The 21,439-nt window shown below is 66.9% G+C and carries 14 protein-coding genes; 9 read left to right on the top strand and 5 right to left on the bottom strand.

Annotation, left to right across the window (positions count from 1 at the left end):
* Window position 1 precedes the first annotated feature (1 nt).
* Window positions 2-3,286, bottom strand: coding sequence for a 5'-nucleotidase C-terminal domain-containing protein (locus ACIQ51_RS11110; RefSeq protein WP_396205111.1), 3,285 nt, complete (start codon window positions 3,284-3,286; stop codon window positions 2-4).
* A 230-nt stretch (window positions 3,287-3,516) separates the two neighbouring features.
* Between ACIQ51_RS11110 and udk the strand changes: the two genes are divergently transcribed.
* From udk to ACIQ51_RS11095, 3 genes are read left to right on the top strand one after another with little or no spacing between them, the layout of a single operon-like run.
* The gene (udk, locus tag ACIQ51_RS11105; protein WP_396205110.1) at window positions 3,517-4,191 is read left to right on the top strand and encodes a uridine kinase; all 675 of its coding nucleotides are present in this window, start codon (window positions 3,517-3,519) and stop codon (window positions 4,189-4,191) included.
* A gap of 6 nt (window positions 4,192-4,197) precedes the next feature.
* The gene (locus ACIQ51_RS11100) at window positions 4,198-4,917 is read left to right on the top strand and encodes a response regulator (RefSeq protein WP_396205109.1); all 720 of its coding nucleotides are present in this window, start codon (window positions 4,198-4,200) and stop codon (window positions 4,915-4,917) included.
* A gap of 9 nt (window positions 4,918-4,926) precedes the next feature.
* Complete coding sequence (locus ACIQ51_RS11095; protein WP_396205108.1) at window positions 4,927-6,336, top strand: ATP-binding protein; 1,410 nt, start codon at window positions 4,927-4,929, stop codon at window positions 6,334-6,336.
* A 49-nt stretch (window positions 6,337-6,385) separates the two neighbouring features.
* On the opposite strand, the gene ACIQ51_RS11090 is transcribed toward ACIQ51_RS11095, so the two are convergent.
* Window positions 6,386-7,225, bottom strand: coding sequence for an SIR2 family NAD-dependent protein deacylase (locus ACIQ51_RS11090; RefSeq protein ID WP_396205107.1), 840 nt, complete (start codon window positions 7,223-7,225; stop codon window positions 6,386-6,388).
* 222 nt (window positions 7,226-7,447) lie between these two features.
* Between ACIQ51_RS11090 and ACIQ51_RS11085 the strand changes: the two genes are divergently transcribed.
* The 5 genes from ACIQ51_RS11085 (at window position 7,448) to ACIQ51_RS11065 (ending at window position 15,667) form a co-directional block, all read left to right on the top strand.
* Window positions 7,448-10,243 (top strand): carboxypeptidase regulatory-like domain-containing protein, encoded by a 2,796-nt coding sequence (locus ACIQ51_RS11085; RefSeq protein WP_396205106.1) that lies wholly within the window; start codon window positions 7,448-7,450, stop codon window positions 10,241-10,243.
* A gap of 174 nt (window positions 10,244-10,417) precedes the next feature.
* Complete coding sequence (locus ACIQ51_RS11080; protein WP_396205105.1) at window positions 10,418-12,151, top strand: hypothetical protein; 1,734 nt, start codon at window positions 10,418-10,420, stop codon at window positions 12,149-12,151.
* A 110-nt stretch (window positions 12,152-12,261) separates the two neighbouring features.
* Complete coding sequence (locus tag ACIQ51_RS11075) at window positions 12,262-12,882, top strand: hypothetical protein (RefSeq protein ID WP_396205104.1); 621 nt, start codon at window positions 12,262-12,264, stop codon at window positions 12,880-12,882.
* 118 nt (window positions 12,883-13,000) lie between these two features.
* Complete coding sequence (pstS, locus tag ACIQ51_RS11070) at window positions 13,001-14,020, top strand: phosphate ABC transporter substrate-binding protein PstS (RefSeq protein ID WP_396205103.1); 1,020 nt, start codon at window positions 13,001-13,003, stop codon at window positions 14,018-14,020.
* Between the two features lie 54 nt (window positions 14,021-14,074).
* Complete coding sequence (locus tag ACIQ51_RS11065; RefSeq protein WP_396205102.1) at window positions 14,075-15,667, top strand: HD domain-containing protein; 1,593 nt, start codon at window positions 14,075-14,077, stop codon at window positions 15,665-15,667.
* A gap of 22 nt (window positions 15,668-15,689) precedes the next feature.
* Here the strand turns inward: ACIQ51_RS11065 and ppk1 are convergent, their stop codons facing one another.
* From ppk1 to ACIQ51_RS11050, 3 genes are read right to left on the bottom strand one after another with little or no spacing between them, the layout of a single operon-like run.
* Window positions 15,690-17,813: a polyphosphate kinase 1 gene (ppk1, locus tag ACIQ51_RS11060; protein ID WP_396205101.1), complete on the bottom strand. Its 2,124-nt coding sequence runs from the start codon at window positions 17,811-17,813 to the stop codon at window positions 15,690-15,692.
* Window positions 17,814-17,859: 46 nt separating this feature from the next.
* The gene (locus tag ACIQ51_RS11055; RefSeq protein WP_396205100.1) at window positions 17,860-18,897 is read right to left on the bottom strand and encodes an anion permease; all 1,038 of its coding nucleotides are present in this window, start codon (window positions 18,895-18,897) and stop codon (window positions 17,860-17,862) included.
* A gap of 19 nt (window positions 18,898-18,916) precedes the next feature.
* The gene (locus ACIQ51_RS11050; protein WP_396205099.1) at window positions 18,917-19,528 is read right to left on the bottom strand and encodes a DUF47 domain-containing protein; all 612 of its coding nucleotides are present in this window, start codon (window positions 19,526-19,528) and stop codon (window positions 18,917-18,919) included.
* Between the two features lie 402 nt (window positions 19,529-19,930).
* Here ACIQ51_RS11050 and dnaK point away from each other — a divergent pair.
* Window positions 19,931-21,439: molecular chaperone DnaK (gene dnaK / locus ACIQ51_RS11045; RefSeq protein WP_396205098.1), on the top strand; the 1,509-nt coding region annotated here is incomplete at its 3' end.

Genomic DNA, 21,439 nt, shown 5'->3' with positions numbered 1-21,439 from the left:
GTCACAAGCTCCCGGGAGTGATGGGCCGTACGCGCACACTGGCATCGGGGCGGACGGGTTGCGGCTGGCGCCGTAGATAGGCAGCAAAGGCATCGCTGTCGCGAATGGGCAGGTACTCGGTGGACACGGCGGCGCGTAGCACGTCGCGGTACTCGTCCTCCACCATGAAGTTGTTGAGCACCACGCGGTAGATTTTCTCGCGATCGATCGGCGCGCCCGCCGGATCGAGGAGCTGCACCACGCGCTGTCCCTCTGGGCGTGCGGCATCGAACAGCACCTGCACGCCGCTCACGTGAATGCCGGCGCCACGGAAGCCGATCCCGCGATCGAACAGGCGGAACAGGTCACTACCACGCATGCGCACCAGCACCAGCGTATTGCCAAAGGGTGTCACTTCGTGCACGCTGCCAAACACCAGCGGGCCCGAATCGAGGCCCGCGCGCAGCCCGCCGTTGTTCCAGAGGGCCATGTCCCCATTGCCGATCACGCGTGCGGCGTCGGTGAGGGCATTCCCCACGGCGTTCTGCGCCCCACCGTTGCGGAATGGCGCGGCCAGCGTGGCGACCGGCTCCTTCACCTTTACCTCGACCCGCGCCAACGCCGTGGTCACGATGGAGTCCACTGCCGGATCGGCGCCGGCGATCACCTCGCCGGAGACATTCCGGATCTGCGTGCGCGCCGCACCGCCACCAACCGGCACATCCACCACCACGACGGACCGCCCGCTCGACGTGGGCTCGACCGCCGGCATGCCGTCGAAGTCGAGCGCGAGATTCACGTGGGCGTGTCCCATCACGTACACGTCCGGGCGTTCCTTCCCGAGCGCCGCCAGCTTGCGCCCGATGTCGATACCGCCGCCCGTGCAGACGGGGGGCTGGCCACGCTCACAGCGACCACCGTCGTGTATCACCGCCACGATCACGTCGGCGCCGGCTGCGCGCAGGGCGCGCATGCGCTCCGTGAACACCGGCACCGGCTCGAGAAACCGGAGCCCGGCCACCTTTCGAATGCTCGCCGTACCCGGCGTATGCGTGCCGGCGGCCCCCACGATGCCCACCTTCACGCCGTTGCGCACCACGATCGTATCCGCGCGCAGCCACGCCGGCATGCGCCCGTCGGCGCCACGGACATTGGCCCCGAGCACGCCGTGTCGCAGCTCGCGAATCCGCATGCGCAGCGTGTCCTGGCCGAAATCGAACTCGTGGTTCCCCAGCGCGCCGGCGGCCACGTCGAACCGGTTCACCACCGCCACGGTGGGGCGGCCGGCATCCCAGTCGCTCGCCGGCGTGCCGGTGAACAAGTCGCCGGCATCGATGATCACGCTGCCGCACTGCGGCGCCACGCACTCCTGCTGCGCCTTGCGCAGGGCCGCCGACAGCGCGACCGCCCCGCCCACGCGGTTGTTCCCGCCTTCGATGCGCGGCTGCAGCGCGGCATGAAAGTCCGACATCGCAATCACGCGAATCACCCGACCACCCGGTGGCACGGCCGGCGCCCCCCCTCGGGCGGCGCCCCCTTGGGCGGCCGCGGCGGGTGCCTGCCCGCGCGATTCGGCCGCACGCCCGCGGTGCTGCTCGGCGTAGGCCTGCGCGCGGGCCGATGCCGGTTCGATGGTCCAGTTGGGCGTTGCGTAGCGTGCGGGGTCGAGGGTGCCGGCGCGTTGCGACTCGCGCTGCACCTCCTCGATCACGAGCTGGCGGATGTCGAGGTCCCTGTCGTACACCACGGGCGCGCCGGCCAGCATGGAAAAGCCGCCGCCCCCCCCTTGGCGATAGTTGTTGAGCGCCATGGTGAAGCTGTCGGTGGGCTGTACCTCGCGACCACGAACGCGGAGGCGCGTGATACGGCTCCCAACCGGCTGACTCAGATCGATGGTATAGTCGGCGCCAGTTACCACGTCGAAGTTGTAGCCCGGGACCGAGGGATCGGTGATGCCGCCCGACGCACGACCGTCGGCACCCACGGTGCGATAGTAGCGCGCCGCGTGCTCGAGGAACGCCTTGAGCTGCGCGCCGGTGAGGCGCACGGCGCGCAGGGTATTGTCGTAGGGATAGAGGCGGGACAGTTCGGCCTGCGTAATACTGCCCGTATCGAGCCCCGCGTCGAGCGAGAAGGCCGCCGTGGCCGACAACTCCGCCCCGGTGGCGCGCCGCATTACCTCATTCACCAGATCCGTGATCGGCATGTCGGACACACGCGCACTGTCGGCGCGCCAGGCCACCGTGGTACGCCCCACCGGCGACGAGACCCAGGCCAGGGTGTTGGTGTGCGACGTGGCGGCCGCGGCGAGCACCGCGGGATCTTCCCGATGCCCGTCCACGCGCACCGCCCGCCCCGTGCGCGCCACCACCGTCCAGGTACCCTTGCGCTTTTCGAGCGTGAGAGTGCCCAGCGACACCGACCCGGCCCAGTTGCGCGGCTGCATGACCAGCGCACCGTTGATGACCGTATCGATCACTTCGCGATGCGAGTGCCCGAACACCACCGCGTCGATGCCATCGATCTCGCGAGGCACCCGTCCCGCCACATTTTCCGATGGCAGCCCCGTGGCGATCGTGTCGTAGCTGGCCGCGCCACCCAACCCCGAATGCAGGAGCACCACGACCACATCGGCCTTGCGACGGCGGGCCTCGCGCACGCGATCACGTACGGCGGGCACGATATCGGTCACCGTGAGCCCGGCGGCCTTGAGGTTGTCGCGGTCCCACACCATCGAACCGGGCGTGGTAGCCCCTACGATCGCCACGTTCAGCCCCTTGCGGCGAACCCAAGCCAGTGGCGCCACGAACGGACGCCCCTTGGCGTCCAGTACATTGGCCGCCACGAACGGGAAGCCCGCCTGCGCGACCGCCTTCCGCAGCAGTGGTACCCCGTAGTTGAACTCGTGGTTGCCCAGCACCGCGGCGTCGTAGCGCATCACGTTCATCGCCGCGATCACCGGATGCACCGGCGTGGGCGTCACACGCGCCGCCACGTACGTGAGCGGGTTGCCCTGCAGAATGTCGCCCCCCTCCACCAGGACCACCCCATCGGGGTTCGCGCGCCGGGCGGAATCCACGATCGTGGCCGCGGCGGCGAGGGAATGGGCGGGATCGGCCGTCCCCGCGTAGTAATCCCAACCGCGCAGCCGCCCGTGCACGTCGGTAGTGGCGGCAATCGTGAGGTCCACCCGCCGTGGCTGGGCCACCAGCGGGGCCGTCAGGGGGGTCAGCAGCGCACTCACCAGCCCGAGCAGCACGTGCCGGGGGAATCGCGCCGATCCAAGCGAATTCGAGAGACGTCCCATAGGAGAATGCTAGTCGCCCACGAGGGGGCTTTGGAGGGGTGTGCGCCCATGTGACCGGGCCAGCCCCGCGCAGGCTCCTTGCCCCTGCCCCCCTAAGACCGCGAACTTCCGCGCGCATGGTCCGATCGGCTCCGGTCGCCGATACCAATCCGTTACCCCGCCGTAACAGACCGGAAACGACGGTGGGTCAGCTTGCCTCATCACACGTGGTCGAACCGGTACAACCGCCTATGAAACCGCTCATCATCGGCATCGCGGGCGGCACCGGCTCGGGAAAGTCGACCGTCGCCAGGAAAGTGGCCGAGGCCCTGCCCGATGCCTCGGTCGCCTTCCTCGAGATGGACGCGTACTACCGGGACTTCCGGCATCTCACGCTGCAACAGCTGCATCACGTCAACTGGGATCACCCCGATGCCTTTGATGTGGAACTCCTGTCGGGCCATCTCGAGGCCCTCGCACGCGGGGAATCGGTAGACGCCCCGGTGTACGAGTTCGCCACACACTCACGCAGCATCCGAACCCGGCGGATCGAACCGGCAGATGTCGTCGTGATCGACGGCATCCTGCTGCTCTCCGATCCGAACATCCGGTCCCAGTGCGACGTGAAAGTGTTTGTGGACGCCGACCCCGACATTCGTCTCATTCGCCGCATCCGTCGTGACACCGCCGTGCGCGGACGTACGCTCGAATCGGTGCTCGATCAGTACCTGACTACGGTGCAGCCCATGCACTTGCAGTTCGTCGAGCCCAGCAAGCGATACGCCGATCTCATCGTGCCGCGCGGAGGGAGCAACACGGTGGCGATTGAAATGATCGTGGCGAAAATCCATCGCCGGTTGCATTCGCGCGCGCACTCGCACGCGGATCTGACCGTCGACGTACCGGCCGACGCCGGACCTTCGTGACCGTGCATGAACCCTGCCCCGCCATCGACTGATCGCATCCTCGTCGTGGACGACGAGCCCGAGATCGTTGCGCTCGTCGCGTATCACCTCGCCAAATCGGGGTACCGGGTATCCACGGCGGCGTCGGGGCAGGACGCGCTCGAACTGGCCCGTCGCGAACGCCCCTCACTGATCGTGCTCGATCTCATGCTGCCGGGCATGTCGGGATTCGACGTCCTCGAGCAGCTGCGCGCCGAGGAGGCCACCCGGGACATCGCCGTCCTCATGCTCACCGCCCGCCGCGAGGAGCCGGAGCGTATCCGAGGCCTCTCGCTCGGCGCCGACGACTATCTCACCAAGCCGTTCTCCCCCGCCGAACTGGTGTTGCGGGTCGCGGCCATCCTGCGGCGCACCGGGTCGGCCACCCCAACAACCGGCGACGCGCTGGTGATCGGCTCGCTGCACATTGATCGCGCCGCCATGAGCGTAAGTGTGGGGGGACAACTGGTCGATCTGACCCCCACCGAGTTCAAGCTGCTCCTCACGCTGGCGGAGCGTCGCGGCCGTGTCCAGGGACGCGGGCATCTGCTCGAAACGGTGTGGGAAGCGGCCCCCGACATTCAGACCCGCACCGTCGACATGCATGTACAGCGGCTGCGCACCAAACTCGGCGATGCCGGCGACCTCATCGAAACCGTGCGTGGCTTCGGGTACCGCTTGCGCGCTACCCCGGCGCGTGGCCTGTAGAGGAACGCCGTGCGTCTGACCCAGCGGCTGGCGCTTCAGAGCGCCATCGTCGCCACGACGCTCGTGGCGATCATTCTCGCGGCGGTGGAGTGGCGGGTGCGACACCGCGTGGAAATCGCGGCGGCCGCCAATGCCCTGAGTGAGGAGGCCGCCAATGGCGCCCTGCTCGCCGCCATCCGCCACGACGTGGCGTGGGCCAGCCTGTTCGCGGTGGCCGTGGCCCTGCTTCTCGCGCGCTCCTTCGCCCACAGCCTGACCGTCCCCATGGAAGAGCTGCGCGACGTGGCGCGCGATCTTGCCGGTGGCGACCTCACCGCGCGACCGTCGCGCAGTCTCGGCAGCGGGGAAGTCGGCGAGTTGGGCGAGGGACTCCGACAGCTCGCCGAACAGATGGAAACGCGCCTGTGGGAAATGCAGTCTGAAGAAGCACTGCTGGTGGCGCTCACCGAGTCCCTCAACGAGGGCATCGTTGCCGTCGACGCCCGCAAGCGCGTGGTGCGTATCAACGAGACCGGTCGGCAGATTCTTGGCCTGCGTCAGGCGCTCCCATTTCCGGCCAGCGACCTGCCGCAGCAGTCCGACCTGATCGACGCCTTGCAGCTCGTGATGACGGGCGCCCCGCCCATTTTCCGCGAGATTCGGCTCGACGACCGGACGGTGGCGCTCACGGTGCGCGCGCTTCGTGGTGGCGGCGCAGTGCTGGCCATGTACGACCTCACACAGGTCCGTCGTCTCGAGACCGTTCGCAGCGATTTTGTCGCCAACGTGTCGCACGAACTGCGAACGCCCCTCACTATCATCGGCGGCTTCGTCGAGACCCTGCAGGACGATGATGTGCCACCGGACCTGCGCCACAAGTTCCTCGGCATGGCCGAAGCCAACGTGCAGCGCATGCAGCGCATCGTCGACGATCTACTCGACCTCTCGCGCATCGAGTCCGGTGGCTGGCGCCCGGCCCCGGTGGAGCTCGAGCTCACCGAGGTAGCCGCCGAAGTGTTCGCCCCCATGCAGCTGCGGGCCGGAGACAAGGGCGTGACGCTCACCACCGAGTTCGATCCGGCCGCCTTACTGGTGATGTGCGACCCCACCGCCGCCGGGCAGATCCTCTCCAACCTCGCCGAGAATGCCCTGCGGCACACGACCGCGGGGCGAGTCACGATCTACTCGCAGCGTGAGGGGGACGGTATCTGGATGGGTGTTCGGGACACCGGGAGCGGCATCCCGGCCGAACACCTGCCGCGCATTTTCGAGCGGTTCTATCGCGCCGATCCGGGACGATCGCGCGAAGCCGGGGGCACAGGGCTCGGGCTGGCCATCGTACGCCACCTGGCGGAGGCGCACCACGGCAAGGTGAAAGCCGAAAGCACCGTGGGGGCAGGCACGACCATCGCCGTCTGGCTCCCCACGCCTACGTCCTGACCGCCCACCACGATCGGCCGGTTACCCAGCGCGACCGAATGGCACGGGATCAGTCGCTGTGCCTGCGGGGGCGCCGCCCGGCGAACGCCTCAGCGATCAGCGCCGGCAGCATCACCCCAGCTGGCCCTTCGATCGGCAGAATGCTCGGCCCCTTCCGCTGGCCGTCCATGGTGGGGTTCACCACGATCACCGTCGCGCCGTGCGTGGCCGCAATCCATGGCAGCGAGGCGGCCGGTTCCACGATGTTGGAGGTGCCGACCGACAGGAACACGTCGCAGGCCACCGCCGCATTGCGCGCGACCTCATACGGGGACATCGGCATCGACTCCCCGAACCACACCACGTCGGGCCGCAGCAGCGCCCCGCACGTGGGGCACGGCGGCACATCGGTCAGTGGCTCATCGCTCGCGGGGAATGACCCGGGGCACCCGGCGCTACACCGGACGTGCATGAGCGAGCCGTGGAGCCGCACCACGTCCTTGTTGCCGGCGCGCTCGTGGAGGTCGTCCACGTTCTGGGTGACGAGCGTACAGTGGGCGACCCGTGTTGTCAGCGTGACCAACGCCGCATGCGCCGGGTTGGGCTGGGCCGATCGCACCGTGGCCCTGCGGGCGGCATACCACTGCCAGACCCGCTGAGGGTGGGCAGCAAAGGCCTCCGGTGTAGCCAGCTCCTGCGGCGAGAACTGGGACCAGAGCCCCGTTTGCGCCTCTCGAAAGGTGGGAATGCCGCTTTCAGCGGAAACCCCGGCCCCGGTCAGTACGCACACGTGTTCGGCGGCCCGGAGTGCTCGAGCGGCGACCGAGAGCGCCTCGGCGCGCGTTTGCGGATCGGTGGGAGGCGGGGAGGCGACGCGACGTCGCTGGAGAGTCGGATCTGATGGCACCATACTGGCGCGACAATACAACATCGACACGGATCGCACCAGAGAGCGTCGACCCAGTGCTCGGCCCGCAGCCGCGTCGAGCGGTCAGGGCCTCCCGGTGACCCTCCGTGACAGATTCGTTGCAGAACCGTCGGGAATCCGAAACCTGGGTCACGGAGCTTTGAAGCATCCGGCGAGCGCGCACTGCGCAGCCGAGTACCTCCGTCTTCAAATCTCCGAGTCCTTATGCGGACCTACGTTCACGAGCTGTTCCGTGCCGCGCGTCGTGCGATGCTGGCGACAACGGTAGCCGTCGTTCCCGCTGCAGTCCCCAGCGTTGTTCCCGTCACCGCGCACGCCCAGGCGGCGGCTGCCGCCACCGGCAAGATCACCGGGCGCATCGTCGATGCGACGACCGGCCAGCCGATTCCGGCGGCCCAGGTTCAGGTGGTCGGCACGCAGTTTGGCGCTCAGTCGGGAGTCGACGGCCGATACACCCTGCTACGTATCCCCTCCGGGACGATCACGCTGCAGGTTCGCCGCATCGGCTACGGCCCCAAGTCGGTCACCGGCTTGGTGCTCCCGGCCAACGGTGCGCTCGAGCAGGACATTTCACTCAAGAGCGCCGAACTGCAGCTGGCGGCCATCAGCGTGACGGCCACGAAGGAAAAGGGCTCGGTGAACGATGCCCTCAACCAGCAGAAGAACGCGACCAACGTGGTCAACGCGATCACGGCCGAACAGATTGCCCGTAGCCCGGACGGTGACGCCGCGGCGGCCGCGCAGCGCGTGAGCGGTGTGACGGTACAGGATGGCAAGTACCTGCAGGTGCGCGGCCTCAGTGAGCGCTACACCACGGCCTCGCTCAATGGCGCCCGCATCCCGAGCCCAGAGCCCGAGCGCAAGGTCGTTCCGCTCGACCTGTTTCCGGCGAGCCTCCTGCAGGAGGTCACCACCGCGAAGACGTTCACCCCTGACATGCCCGGCGACTTCGCCGGGGCCAACGTGAACATCAAGACGCGCGAGTTCCCGGCGCGCCGTCAGGTGAACTACTCCTCCAGCGTCGGCTTCGGTGATCGCGTACTCGGCCAGAGCCTGCCGTTTGCCCCGCGCGCTGGCGGGGAATTGTTCGGCAGCGCCTCCAGCAACCGTCGCATGCCGCAGGCGATCGCGAACGCGAACTTTCTCGGCAATGTGTCGCAGTCGCAATTCAATCAGATGGCGCGTCAGCAGCGCAACGTCTGGACCCCCACGCTCCGCTCGGGTGGCATGAACGGCTCGTTCGGCATGTCCACCGGCGGCAACACCATTCTTGGTCAGCGGATCGGGTACGTCCTCAGCGGCAATTACGGTTACTCCGAAGAAGCGCGCCTCGACGAGCAGTATGCCATCGGCAATCAGGGCGCCAACAACACCGTCGTCCCGCTCACGCAGGTGCGCGGGCAGACGGGCCGCAGCAGCGCCCAGTGGGGCGGCATCGCCAACCTGTCGACGATGGTCGGCGCGAGTTCGCGCCTGGCAATCAATAGCACGGTCACGCGCAGCGCCGACAACGAAGCCCGCACCGACCGCGGCTTCGACGAAAACCTGAACGACAGCATCCAGCGTACCACGTTGCGCTATGTGGAGCGCGGCGTAGCCACCGTGACCGGTCAGGGCGAGCATCAGCTCGGGGACCGCAATAAGACGCAGTGGACGCTGTCCTACGGCAACACCCTGCGCCGCGAGCCCGATCGGTCGGACGTCGTGTACGCGCGGACGGCCGATGGTCCCTACCAGATCCTCGCGTCGCTGGACGGGGCGCGCCGGCTCTACTTCGACCTGCAGGAAGACAACCTCACGGGCCAGGTCGACCACACGATCACGCTCGGATCTGTGGCCAATCAGAACACGATCAAGGTGGGCGCCTATGTGCGCGCCACCGACCGTCGCGCCGACGCCCCGATCTTCGCCTTCATCTCACGCGCCAACGAGTCCGTGATCCGGCAGGCGCCCGATGTGATCTTCGGCGCAAACCAGGCTTGCGAAACGTGCTCCCTGATCAACGTCCAGCCGATCGGTCAGGCCGGTTCGTACGGGGCCGACGATCGCACGGCGGCCGGATACGTGATGAGCGACATCGGGCTGTCCTCTCGGGTGCGCATGATCCTGGGTGCCCGTCTCGAACAGGCCCGCATCACGGTCAACGCCTCGACGCAGGGCGGCTTCACCACGGCGGCGAAGCTCGACAACACCGACGTCCTTCCGTCGCTGCTGCTCAACACCAAGCTGTCGGAGTCGCAGAACCTGCGCTTCGGTATCACCCGGACGCTGGCGCGCCCCGAGTATCGTGAGCTCGCCCCCGTCACGTTCCGTGACGTGCTCGGTGGCGTGAGCGTGACGGGCAACGCGGCGCTCGTTCGCTCGCTGATCGACAATGTGGACCTGCGCTGGGAAGCATTCCCCAACCCGGGCGAGGTGCTGAGTGTCGGCGTGTTCGCCAAGCGCTTCGATCGTCCGATCGAACGCCTTGAGCAGGCGACGTCGGGTGCCTACCAGGCCCGCTTCCAGAACGCCCTCAGTGCGACCAACGTCGGCGTTGAGCTGGAGGCTCGCAAGCAGCTCGGCTTCCTCGGCACGTGGGGCGAGGCGTTCACCGGCTTCAGCAACGTCACGATCATGCAGTCGAACGTGGAGCTCGACCAGAAGGGCGGTCTCACCGTGACCGACGCCTCGCGCCGGCTGGTTGGCCAGGCCCCCTACGTGGTCAACGCCGGCCTCACGTACTCCAACATGAGCGGCAGCACGAACGCCACCATCCTGTACAACGTGGTGGGCGAGCGCATCACCGCCGCCGGCGTGGTCCCGCTCCCGAACATCGTCGAGAAGCCGCGGCACCTGCTGGATCTTTCGCTTCGCATCCCGGTGCGCGGCAACCTGTCCGCACGCTTCGACGCCCGCAATCTCCTGGATGCCCGCTATCGCTTCATGCAGGGCAACCTCGAGCGTGAAGGGTGGAATGCCGGCCGGGCCTTCTCCATGGGGCTGAGCTGGCGCCAGTAAGCGGACCCGCCGTGATGGCAGGACGAGCGCGGAGTAACTGACGACGTCGATGGCCCGGCCGCGGTGACACAACCGTGACCGGGCCATGACGTTTTCACAACATGGCGGCGCGTTCTTTGTGTAACGAGCGCTATGCTCTCACCTCCCTCTCCACTCACGGGATTCACGATGACGATGTCCGCGCGCCTTCGCGCTTTTGCGCTCACGTCGTTCGCTGCGCTGGCGTTCACCGCCTGCTCCGACGACAGTCCGACGACCCCGACGACCCCGACGACACCGGCCAACGGCACGCTGGCCATCACCGTGTCGGGACTACCCGCCGGCGTGAACGCGGCGGTGACCGTCACCGGCCCCAACAGCTTCTCTCAGGCGGCCACGGCCACGACGTCGATCACCGCTGCGCCGGGGAGCTACTCCGTGGCCGCCGCGCAGGTGATCAGCAACAACGTGCGTTACAACGCCACGGTGACCGGCTCGCCCGCGACCGTGACCTCGAGCACCACGACTACGGTGACGGTGGCCTACAGCGTCACGGCCAACCCGACGGTGGTGCTGACCGGGTCGATCGCGGCCAACCGCACGATGACGCCCGACACCAACTACGTTCTCCGTGGCTTTGTGTACGTGAACAGCGGCGCCACCCTTACGATCAACGCCGGTACCCGCATCGTGGGTGACACCACGGCGCTCGGGTCCGCGCTGTTCGTCCTGCGTGGCGCACGCATCGTCGCGAACGGGACCGCCGCGGCGCCGGTTGTGTTCACCTCGCAGCGGTCGGCCGGCAACCGGTCCCCCGGTGACTGGGGCGGCCTGATCATCGTCGGCAACGCCCGCGCCAACCGCACCGGCAACGTGATCGTGGAAGGCTCGAACGGCTCGGTGCTTGGCGCCGACCCGAACGGCATCGTGTACACCGGCGGGACGGTCGATAGCGACAACAGCGGCACCCTGCGCTATGTGCGTGTGGAGTTCGCCGGCTACGCCACGCTGACCGACGCTGAGCTCAACTCGTTCACGTTCGCGGCCGTCGGCAGCGGCACCACCGTGGAGTACGTGCAGGCACTCGCCGGTCTCGACGACCACTTTGAATGGTTCGGCGGCGCGGTCGATGGCAAGTACCTCGTCTCGTACGAAGCCGGCGACGACCATTTCGACGGCTCGGAAGGCTATCGTGGCCGCAATCAGTTCCTGATCGGCCTGCAGACCACGTTCCTCACCCCGCGCGCCGGTGCCGGTGCCGTCTCGACGGACCCGCAGGGCCTCGAAATCGACGGTTGCAACGGCGGTGGGTGCGTCGCGCCGAGTGGCGCCAACGCCCAGAGCGCGGGGCGTGACGATGGGCTGTGGAACATGAACGTGTTCGCGAACTTCACCCTCGTCGGCACGCCAGCCGGCGTGACGGTGCCTGGCAGCGGCGGCGTGGGTGCGGTGCTCCGCCGCGGTACGGGCGGTTACTACATCAACGGCGTGGTGGCCCGCTGGCCGCGCGGTGGCATCTCGCTCCGCGACAGCACCACGAACAACCGCTTCCAGGTCGACTCGCTCATCGCACGCAACATCTACTTCGCCGAAAACGGCGGAACGGATGGCGGCTTCGATGCCACGGGCACGAACTTCGGGCAGGCCTCGGCCTTCGCGGCGCGCAACTCGAACATCGTCGTGGGCACGGGCGTGACCGCCACGAGCCTCTTCACGGCACTGCCCGCCACGCCCACCAACGGTGCCAGCCTCGACTGGTCGCCGGCGGCCAACTCGCCGATCGCCACCGGCGGCTTGGCTGCCTTCACGGCCGACCCACGCATCGCGGCCCGCGTGGGCACCTTCATCACGCCCACCGCCTACCGCGGCGCCGCGGCGCCGGGTGGCACCAAGTGGTGGGAAGGCTGGACCAGCTACGCGCGTAACTGACCGGGTACCGACGCACGGGGTACATTCCCGTGCGTCGCCCTGCGGTTGCCCGGAACGGCCAGTGCCCATCGCGCGGCACTGGCCGTTTGTACTTCACGTCGACATCCCCCATGCGAATCTTCGTTCCCGCCGTTGCACTCCTGATCGCCGCCTGCAGTTCGTCCGAAACCCCACGCACCGCTGCCGACTCGCAGGCGGCCCACATCGCGGAGGTAGCGGCCGCGGGCGGCGTCGTCGATTCGATTCTGCCGATCGCCGAACAGTTGCGGCGCTTCTCCGTGGGGCTTGAGCCGACCGACACCCTGCGCCACGCGAGCCCGTCGCGCGATGCGCTCGTGCGGCGCTTCCTCGCGGCGCTGTCGAAGAGCGACACGGCCTCACTCAACGCCATGGTCCTCGACCGCAGCGAGTTCGCGTTCCTGTACTATCCTACCGCCGCCATCAGCAAGCCGCCGTACGAGGCGCCGCCGCAGCTGCTCTGGGGGCAGATCATCAGTAGTAGCAATGAGGGGCTGCCCAAACTGCTCGCGCGCACGGCCGGCGAGTCGATTGCCCTCGACGGTATCGCCTGTGACGCAGCCGTGGTGTCCGAGGGGGACAACCGCCTGCACAACAGCTGCCGCGTGACCATCCGTCTCGGACGCGGCGCGCCCACCACCGAGCGCCTCTTCGGCACCATCATCGAGCGCGGCGGACGCTTCAAATTCATCGGGTATGCCAATGCGCTCTGAGGGGGCCGCACCGCGGCGGTCGGCGACGTGGGGCGATGCACTGGTCGCGGCGTGTCTTCTCGCCGTAGTGGTGAGCTGCACGGACCGGCCAAGGTCTCCGGCGAGCGATCAGGCGCGCATGGCCGCGCTCCCAGAAAAGGATCGGGTCGCACTCACCGGCGTTGGTGCCACGTTGCCCTATCCGCTCTATGCCGCCTGGTTCAACGAATACGCCGGGGTTGCCCCCGTGCGCATCAACTACCGCTCCGAAGGATCACCGGCGGGCGTCACGGCCGTGGTGAACGGGACCGCGGATTTTGGCGCCTCGGATGTCCCGGTGGCCGACAACATTCGCGTGCCCGGCGGCGCGCCGCTGATGCACGTGCCCACAGCAATCGGCGCGGTGGCCCTGACCTATCAGGTGCCGGGGCTTCGGCGACCCCTTCGCCTGTCCGGGCCGACCATCGCGGGCATCTTTTCGGGGAAGATCACGCGCTGGGACGACGTGCGCATCCGCGAGGAAAACCCGGAGGCCACCCTGCCGTCGCTCGCCGTGCAACCCGTACACCGTTCCGATGGGAGTGGGACGGCGGAAATTTTCCGTCGGTACCTTCGTCTCTACACCGAGGCGGCGGCAACCGGCGGGGGCGAGACGATTGGCGTCGTGCGGGATGGGAACGAGGCCGTCGTGGCGCACGTGAAGGCAACGCCCGGCGCGGTGGCGTACGTGGAGGTGGTGTATGCCCGCCAGAATCGGCTGCCGGTGGCCCACCTGCGAAACCGGACCGGCCGGTATGTGTCACCGATGCCGTTCGAAGTCGCCACGGCTGCCACGAACGTGCTCGACGCGCTGGCACCGCTCGACGACGAAGGGCGATCCGGCTTCCGGGTATCCCTGCTCGATGCCCCGGGCGCTCAGTCGTACCCGCTGGCTTCCTTCACCTGGATGCTCGTAGCGCCCAGCCGGCTGAGCCCCGAGAAATGCCGGGTGCTGAATGCCTTTCTTCACTGGGCACTCGAGACCGCGGCCCCCACGACCGCGATGCTCGGCTATGTGGCGTTGCCCACGGAAGTGGCCAACCGGGTGCTGGTGGATGTGGACGAGCAATTGTGCTGCGGGTCTTGCGCACCCCCGTTAGCGTCCGATACGGTTCGCTGACGGGCCCGCCCCCCACCTCCGGGTCGCGCGCTCCCGTCCTTCCAGCCCCTCGCCATGACGATCCCGAACGAGTCGGCCTCCGATGTCCGCATTGCGGCCATCGACATCGGCTCGAACTCCATTCGCCAGATCATCGCCGACGTGTCGCCCGCCGGCGCCATCCGCGTGGTGGATGAAATGAAGGCCATGCCCCGGCTCGGGGATGGGTTGGAAACGACTGGCACATTATCCGAGGTGGCCGTCGAGTCTGCGGTGACGGCGGTGCAGCGCATGGTCACGTTGGCGCGGCAAATGGCCGCGGTACGCGTGGAAATCGTGGCGACCAGTGCCGTGCGTGACGCCTCCAACGCGTCGCACTTCACGGACCGCGTACTCGCCGCCACCGGGCAACCCGTGCGGGTTCTCAGTGGCGAGGAAGAGGCGCTTCTCTGCTTTCGGAGTGCGCTGGCGCACTTCGAGCTGGGCGCGGGCCGCACGGTCATCATGGACATCGGCGGCGGCTCCCTCGAGCTGGTGTTGGCAAAGGACGGGCTGATCGAACGTGTCGCCTCGCTCCCATTCGGCGCGGTCCGCCTCACCGAGAAATTCCTCACGCCGACAGCGCGGCCGCGACGCGTGCGCGCGTTGCGCGAGCACGTCCGGGAGCGGCTCAGGAAAGCCGTGCCCGTCAAGGATTGGCGTGGGGCACAGGTGATCGGTTCCGGTGGCACGTTCACCAACCTTGCCGGGATCGTCCTCTCCCGGCAGCGCGTACCGGTTCGTTCGCCCCACGGCACGCGCGTCTCGCGCGCCGAACTCGAACACGTGTTGGAATGGCTCCAGCGCCTCGATGCATCGGAGCGTCTACAAGTTCCAGGACTCAACCCCGCCCGTGCCGACATCATTGTAGCCGGTTTGGCGGTAGCGGCCGAGGTCATGGCCCGCTTCGATCCCCGCGAGTTACTCACGTCGGCCTACGGCATTCGTGAGGGGCTGCTGCTCGAGGCCGCGCGGGTGACACCAACGGTGGCCGATCCCGGCAAGGCGCGTGAGCGGTCGGTGCGCGAGTTTGCCGAACGGTGTCACTATGAAGAGCCGCACGCCCGACAGGTCCAGCTGCTCTCGCTCCAGCTGTTCGACGTACTGGCCCCACGCATGGGGCTGACCGACGACGATCGGCGCATTCTCGCCGACGCCGCCCTGCTGCACGATGTGGGCTACCACATCAATTACGAGAAGCATCACAAGCACTCGTTCCACCTCATCTCGCACGCGGAACTGCTCGGCATGACCCCGTCGGAGCAGATCATCATTGCGCATGTGGCGCGCTATCATCGCGGGGCCGCCCCCAAACTCAAGCACGTGGGGTTCGGGCGGCTCGATCGCAGCACGCGCGATCGGATCGTGAAGCTGTCAGCACTCCTGCGCTTCGCGGACGGCATGGACCGCGGACACGTGGGCGCAGTGGCCGGAATGCGGGTAAAGTGGACGAGCAACGAGGTGCGGGTGACCGCGCTCGAAGCCAAGGGCGCTACCAACGTACGCCTCGAATGCTGGGGGGCGAGCCGCAAGCGGCGGCTGCTCGAGGAGGTGCTGGATCGGCCCATCGTGGTGATGACGCCGGACGGCGTGACCATCAGCGCCGACGACGACGGCGACGGGGAGTAGCCCCCGTTCGCCGGCTGGCCCATCAATCGGGGCCGAGCTTCGTCTTCTTGCGGCGCGGCGGACGCGCCGCCGCGGTTCCCCACGGTTCCTTCATGAGAATCTGCTGCGTGGCGCGCACGGGCTCGCCATTGGGCGAACGCCGCCGGTACTGTCCATCCGAGCCGAGCTCCCACGCCTGCCGGTTGTCCGCGAGACACGTCGCGAGGACGGTTTCGAGTCCCTTGTGCAGCGACGGATCTTCGATCGGGGTCATCACCTCCACCCGCCGATCGAAGTTACGCGGCATCCAGTCGGCCGAGCTGATGTAGTACTCGGGATTGCCGCCGTTGGCAAAGTACGAGAGCCGTGAATGCTCGAGAAAGCGCCCGATGATGCTGATCACCCGAATGTGATCGCTCACCCCCTTGAGGCCGGGCACGAGGCAGCAGATGCCGCGCACGATGAGGGCGACCTCCACGCCAGCCTGCGAGGCGCGGTATAGCGCCCCGATGATCTCCGGATCGACCAGCGCGTTCATCTTGGCAATGATGCGCCCACCGCGGCCACCGAGCGCGTGCGCCGTCTCCCGATCGATCAGTTCCATCATGCGCGCCCGGAGGCCGACCGGGGCCACCGCGAGTCGGCGATAGAACTTCTGGCGCGAGACACCGGTCAGCGAATTGAACAGGTCACTCAGGTCGGCACCGATCTCGGGGTGGCACGTGAAGAGCCCCATGTCGGTGTAGAGTCGCGCCGTCTTGCTGTTGTAGTTGCCCGTGCCGATGTGCACATACCGGCGGATTCCGTCGGGGTCACGCCGCACCACCAGCACGGTCTTTGCATGCGTCTTGAGCCCCGGCAAGCCGTACGCCACGTGAATGCCGTAGCTTTCCATCGTGCGCGCGAAGGTGATGTTGTTCTGCTCATCGAAACGCGCCTGCAATTCGATCAGCACGGCCACCTGCTTCCCCGCCTCAGCGGCCTCGGTGAGGGCGCGGACAATGGCCGTGTCCCCCGAGGTGCGGTATAGCGTGAGCTTGATCGCCAGGACCTGCGGATCGTTGGCTGCCGCTTCGAGGAATGCCTCCACCGATCCGGCGAAGGACTCATAGGGGTGGTGCACCAGGACGTCGCGCTCGCGGATCACGTCGAACAGGTTGCGCGCATCCTTGAAGGCGGGCGGCATGTGGGGCACGTGCGACGGATCGCGCAGCTCGGGCAGATCGATCAGCGCCAGCTGCATCAGATCACCAAGGTCGAGCTGATCATCGAGGTCGTGCACATCATCGGAACCGAGCGGCGCCACGAGCTGTGTCTCGCTTTCGCTCAACTCCTCCATGAGCAGCTCGCGAATACGCTCCGGCATGTCCTTCTGCACCTCGAGGCGCACCACTTCACCGAACCGTCGCTGGAACACCTGCTGTTCGATCGTCTCGAGCAGATCCTCGGGCTGGTCCATCTGCCCCAGATCAAGATCTGAGTACCGCGTGATGCGGAAGGCGTACCACCGCTTCACCTCCATCCCCGGGAAGAGGGCGCCAAGATTGGTGCCGATGACCTCCTCGAGCGGCACCAAGCAGTGCCCGCGACCGATTGGCACCCAGCGCGGCAACGACTTCGGCACCTTCACACGAGCGAAGTGCGCCTTGCCCGTCACGGGATCGCGGATGTCGACCGCGAGCGACAGCGACAGGTTGGAGATGTACGGAAAGGGATGGCCCGGATCGACCGCCAACGGCGTGAGAACCGGAAACACCTGCGACTCGAAGAAGGCGTGCACCTTGGCCAGTTCTTCATGGCTCAGCTCCTCCATGGAGACCAGGCGGATGTCGTGCTGCGATAGCGCCGGCAACAGTTCGCGCTTCAGCACCTGCCGGCGGCGGGCGAGCAACTCCCGCACGCGCTCATGGATAGCGTCGAGCTGCTCGGCCGGCGACAGCGATTCGGGGGCGTACTGCACCGCCCCCGCACTCACCTTCCGACGGAGGCCCGCCACGCGGACCATGTAGAACTCGTCGAGGTTGGTACTGAAGATCGCCAGAAACTTCAGGCGTTCCAGCAGCGGCACCCGGTCGTCGAGCGCCTCCTCGAGGACGCGCGCGTTGAAGTCGAGCCACGACAGCTCGCGATTCAGGTAGGGCAGCGACAACGAGGTCACCGAAGACATTGCGTGAAAGGCCGGTCGACCCGTGGAACGACCGGCCTTCTCCGGATCAGAGAGGATTGAAGGCGGCGAGCAGCCAGTACGAGACGGCCGCCATGAAGGCGCTGGCCGGAATGGTGATGATCCATGCCCACACGATCCGACTGGCAAGCCCCCACCGCACCGCGGACAGGCGGTTGGTGGCCCCCACCCCGACGATGGCCCCCGTGATGGTGTGGGTGGTGGACACCGGAATGCCCATTTTCGAGGCCACGAGAATGACCATGGCCCCACCGGTCTCGGCGCAGAAGCCGCCCACCGGACGCAGCTTGGTGATGCGTGTGCCCATCGTGTGTACGATACGCCAGCCGCCGAACAGCGTCCCCAGCGAGATCATGGTGTAGGCGCTCAGCTCCACCCAGACCGGGATGGTCTTGAGCGAGGTCACATGCAGGTGCGACAGCCACCCCGTCTGATTGGCGAAGGTGGCCTGCGTGGCCACGAGGAGCCCCACGATGATGCCCATGGTCTTCTGCGCATCGTTGCCACCGTGCGCCAGCGAGAGCAGCGCGGAACTGGTGAGCTGCAACACCCGGAAGACCTTCTCGGCCTTGGTGTTGATCACATTGCGGAAGAGGTTGAACACCAGCACCATGAGCAGGAAGCCCATAAGGGCGCCGAGCGTTGGGGACAGCACGATGGCCGAGAGCGTCTCGATCCACTTTTTGCCCCACAGCAACGCCACGAACCCCGCCTTGGCCACGGCCGCCCCGGCGTATCCACCGATCAGGGCGTGCGACGAACTGGAGGGAATGCCGAACCACCAGGTGATGAGGTTCCACGTGATGGCGCCAAGTAGGCCGCCAAGAATCACGTTGGCATCCACCACGTTCACGTCAATGAATCCGGCCGCGACCGACTTGGCCACGGCCGTCCCCACGAAGAACAGTGCGGCGAAGTTGAACACGGCCGCCCAGATCACGGCCGCCAGAGGGCTCAGCACGCGCGTCCCGACGATCGTGGCGATCGAGTTGGCCGAGTCGTGGAAGCCGTTGATGAAGTCGAACGCGAGGGCGACGACGACGATGAAAATGACGAGGGAGACCACTGGAGATGTCAGCCGGCCGTCAGCTGTTCTTGAGCGCGATGCTCTCGAGGGCGTTCGACACGTCCTCGCATTCGTCGATCGCATCCTCGAGGGCATCGAAGATCTCCTTCCACTTCAGGACCTCGATCGCCGGCTCATCCTTGTCGAACAGGGCGCCCACCGACTGCGCGTACAGCACGTCGCCTTCCTCTTCCAGCAGCTTGACCGCACGGCCATGCTCCATCATGCGCTGTCGCTTGGTGATATCCCCGATCGACGCGAGGATCACCTTACCGCAGCGCACCAGCACATCGGCCATCTGCACACCGCCGTCGCGCGACGAGGTCACCCGGAACATGACCACGCGACGCGACGCGCCATTGATGAGGTCGATTACGTTGTCGAGACGCTTGGCGAGCAGGTGAATGTCTTCCCGGTCAAGCGGTGTGACGAAGCTGGTATCGATGCGCTGGTTGATCTGATGGACAATCGCATCACCATCGGTCTCGACCTTCTTGATCTGCACGGAGATCTGGGCGGCGTTCGCGGGGTTCTCAAACAACGTGCGCAGCAGCGTCGCCGCTTCGCCGATATGCACCGCCAGACTGCGGAAATGGTCGAAGAAGGTTTCGTCTTTGGAGAAAAGCTTCACGGCAGCGTTTTGGCTTGGGGGAGTCCGGACTGTCCACAGCGCCGGCGTCGCTCATCAATACGAAGCGTGCCTGCTGTCACTGGGCGCCGCAGGTCCTGTAACAAAAACGTCACCGGGAAGCCTTCGCCATAAGGCACGCATTCCGAAATTCCGTTGTTACATACGCGAGACAAAGACCGGACCACACCTCTGGCTCGTGTCCGAACAACGGAGCGCTCGCCTAGCCAGCCAAATTGGCAGACTGCCGACGCGACAGACGCTCCGGCGGCGATTCCCGCGAAAATGCGCCGTTCCGGCGCAGGAAATCCGGCCCGGCGCTTGCCATCCTCGTTGTCGAGTATTCCGCAGCAGGGCGCCTCCGCCCTCCCCTGCCTCAACATCAGGACCTCAAGCGAGATCCCCATGGCTGAAAAAGTAATCGGCATCGACCTCGGGACCACCAACTCGGTGGTGTCCGTGCTGGAAGGTGGCGATCCGGTCGTGATCCCCAACGCCGAAGGCGGGCGTACCACCCCCTCGGTCGTCGGCTTCACCAAGGACGGCGAGCGCCTCGTGGGCCAGATCGCCAAGCGTCAGGCCGTCACCAACCCGCAAAACACGATCTTCTCGATCAAGCGCTTCATGGGCCGCCGCGTGGCGGAGGCTCTGGGCGACCAGTCACGCGTACCGTACACGATCGTGGCTGGCCCCAATGACGTGGCGGCCGTGGAAGTGGCGGGCAAGCGCTATACGCCCCCCGAGATTTCCGCGATGGTGCTGCAGAAGATGAAGCAGACCGCCGAGGACTACCTCGGACACACCGTCACCAAGGCCGTCATCACGGTCCCCGCGTACTTCAACGACGCCCAGCGCCAGGCCACCAAGGACGCCGGTAAGATCGCCGGGCTCGAAGTGCTGCGCATTGTGAACGAGCCCACGGCGGCTGCCCTCGCCTACGGACTCGACAAGAACAAGAAGAAGGACGAAAAGGTCGCCGTCTTTGACCTCGGCGGCGGCACCTACGACATCTCGATCCTCGAACTCTACGACGTGGATGGCACCCGGCAGTTCGAGGTGAAGTCCACCAACGGTGACACCCACCTTGGCGGCGACGACTTCGATCAGCGCGTGATCGACTGGCTCGTGGCCGAGTTCAAGCGCGACCAGGGCATCGACCTCTCGAAGGATCCGATGGCGCTCCAGCGTCTGAAGGAAGCCGGCGAAAAGGCCAAGATGGAGCTGTCGAGCGCCACCACGACCGACATCAACCTGCCCTTCATCACCGCCGACGCGAGCGGCCCCAAGCACCTGAACTACACGCTCACCCGTGCCAAGTTCGAGCAGCTGGTCGACGAGCTCGTCGAGCGCACCAAGGGCCCGATGGAGCAGGCCCTGAAGGACGCCGGGTTCAGCAAGGGGGACATCGATGAGATCATTCTTGTCGGCGGCTCCACCCGCATCCCGAAGATCCAGGAAGTCGTCAAGAGTTTCTTCGGCAAGGAGCCCAACAAGGGCGTGAACCCCGACGAAGTCGTGGCCGTGGGCGCCGCCATTCAGGGCGCCGTGCTGACCGGCGAGCAGAAGGACGTGCTGCTCCTCGACGTCACGCCGCTTTCGCTCGGCATCGAGACGCTCGGCGGCGTGATGACGGTACTCATCCCGCGCAACACCACGATCCCCACCAAGAAGGCCGAAACGTTCTCGACGGCCGATGACAACCAGACCACGGTGGAGATCCACGTACTGCAGGGCGAGCGCGATCTGGCGGTGTACAACCGCACGATCGGCAAGTTCCAGCTCACGGGCATCCCGCCCGCTCCGCGCGGCATGCCGCAGGTCGAGGTCACCTTCGACATCGACGCCAACGGCATCCTGCACGTCGCGGCGCGCGACAAGGCGTCGGGCAAGGAGCAGAAGATCCGCATCGAGGCG

It is taken from the genome of Gemmatimonas sp., from assembly GCF_044344655.1.
GTDB lineage: Bacteria > Gemmatimonadota > Gemmatimonadetes > Gemmatimonadales > Gemmatimonadaceae > Gemmatimonas.
This window is presented reverse-complemented; position numbering and strand designations above follow the sequence as displayed.

Excerpts from the sequence above, each read along its gene's own strand:
- ACIQ51_RS11110 (WP_396205111.1), bottom strand. The coding sequence starts at position 3,286 with ATGGGACGTCTCTCGAATTCGCTTGGATCGGCGCGATTCCCCCGGCAC.
- udk (WP_396205110.1), top strand. The coding sequence starts at position 3,517 with ATGAAACCGCTCATCATCGGCATCGCGGGCGGCACCGGCTCGGGAAAG.
- ACIQ51_RS11100 (WP_396205109.1), top strand. The coding sequence starts at position 4,198 with ATGAACCCTGCCCCGCCATCGACTGATCGCATCCTCGTCGTGGACGAC.
- ACIQ51_RS11090 (WP_396205107.1), bottom strand. The coding sequence starts at position 7,225 with ATGGTGCCATCAGATCCGACTCTCCAGCGACGTCGCGTCGCCTCCCCG.
- ACIQ51_RS11085 (WP_396205106.1), top strand. The coding sequence starts at position 7,448 with ATGCGGACCTACGTTCACGAGCTGTTCCGTGCCGCGCGTCGTGCGATG.
- ACIQ51_RS11080 (WP_396205105.1), top strand. The coding sequence starts at position 10,418 with ATGTCCGCGCGCCTTCGCGCTTTTGCGCTCACGTCGTTCGCTGCGCTG.
- ACIQ51_RS11075 (WP_396205104.1), top strand. The coding sequence starts at position 12,262 with ATGCGAATCTTCGTTCCCGCCGTTGCACTCCTGATCGCCGCCTGCAGT.
- pstS (WP_396205103.1), top strand. The coding sequence starts at position 13,001 with ATGGCCGCGCTCCCAGAAAAGGATCGGGTCGCACTCACCGGCGTTGGT.
- ACIQ51_RS11065 (WP_396205102.1), top strand. The coding sequence starts at position 14,075 with ATGACGATCCCGAACGAGTCGGCCTCCGATGTCCGCATTGCGGCCATC.
- ppk1 (WP_396205101.1), bottom strand. The coding sequence starts at position 17,813 with ATGTCTTCGGTGACCTCGTTGTCGCTGCCCTACCTGAATCGCGAGCTG.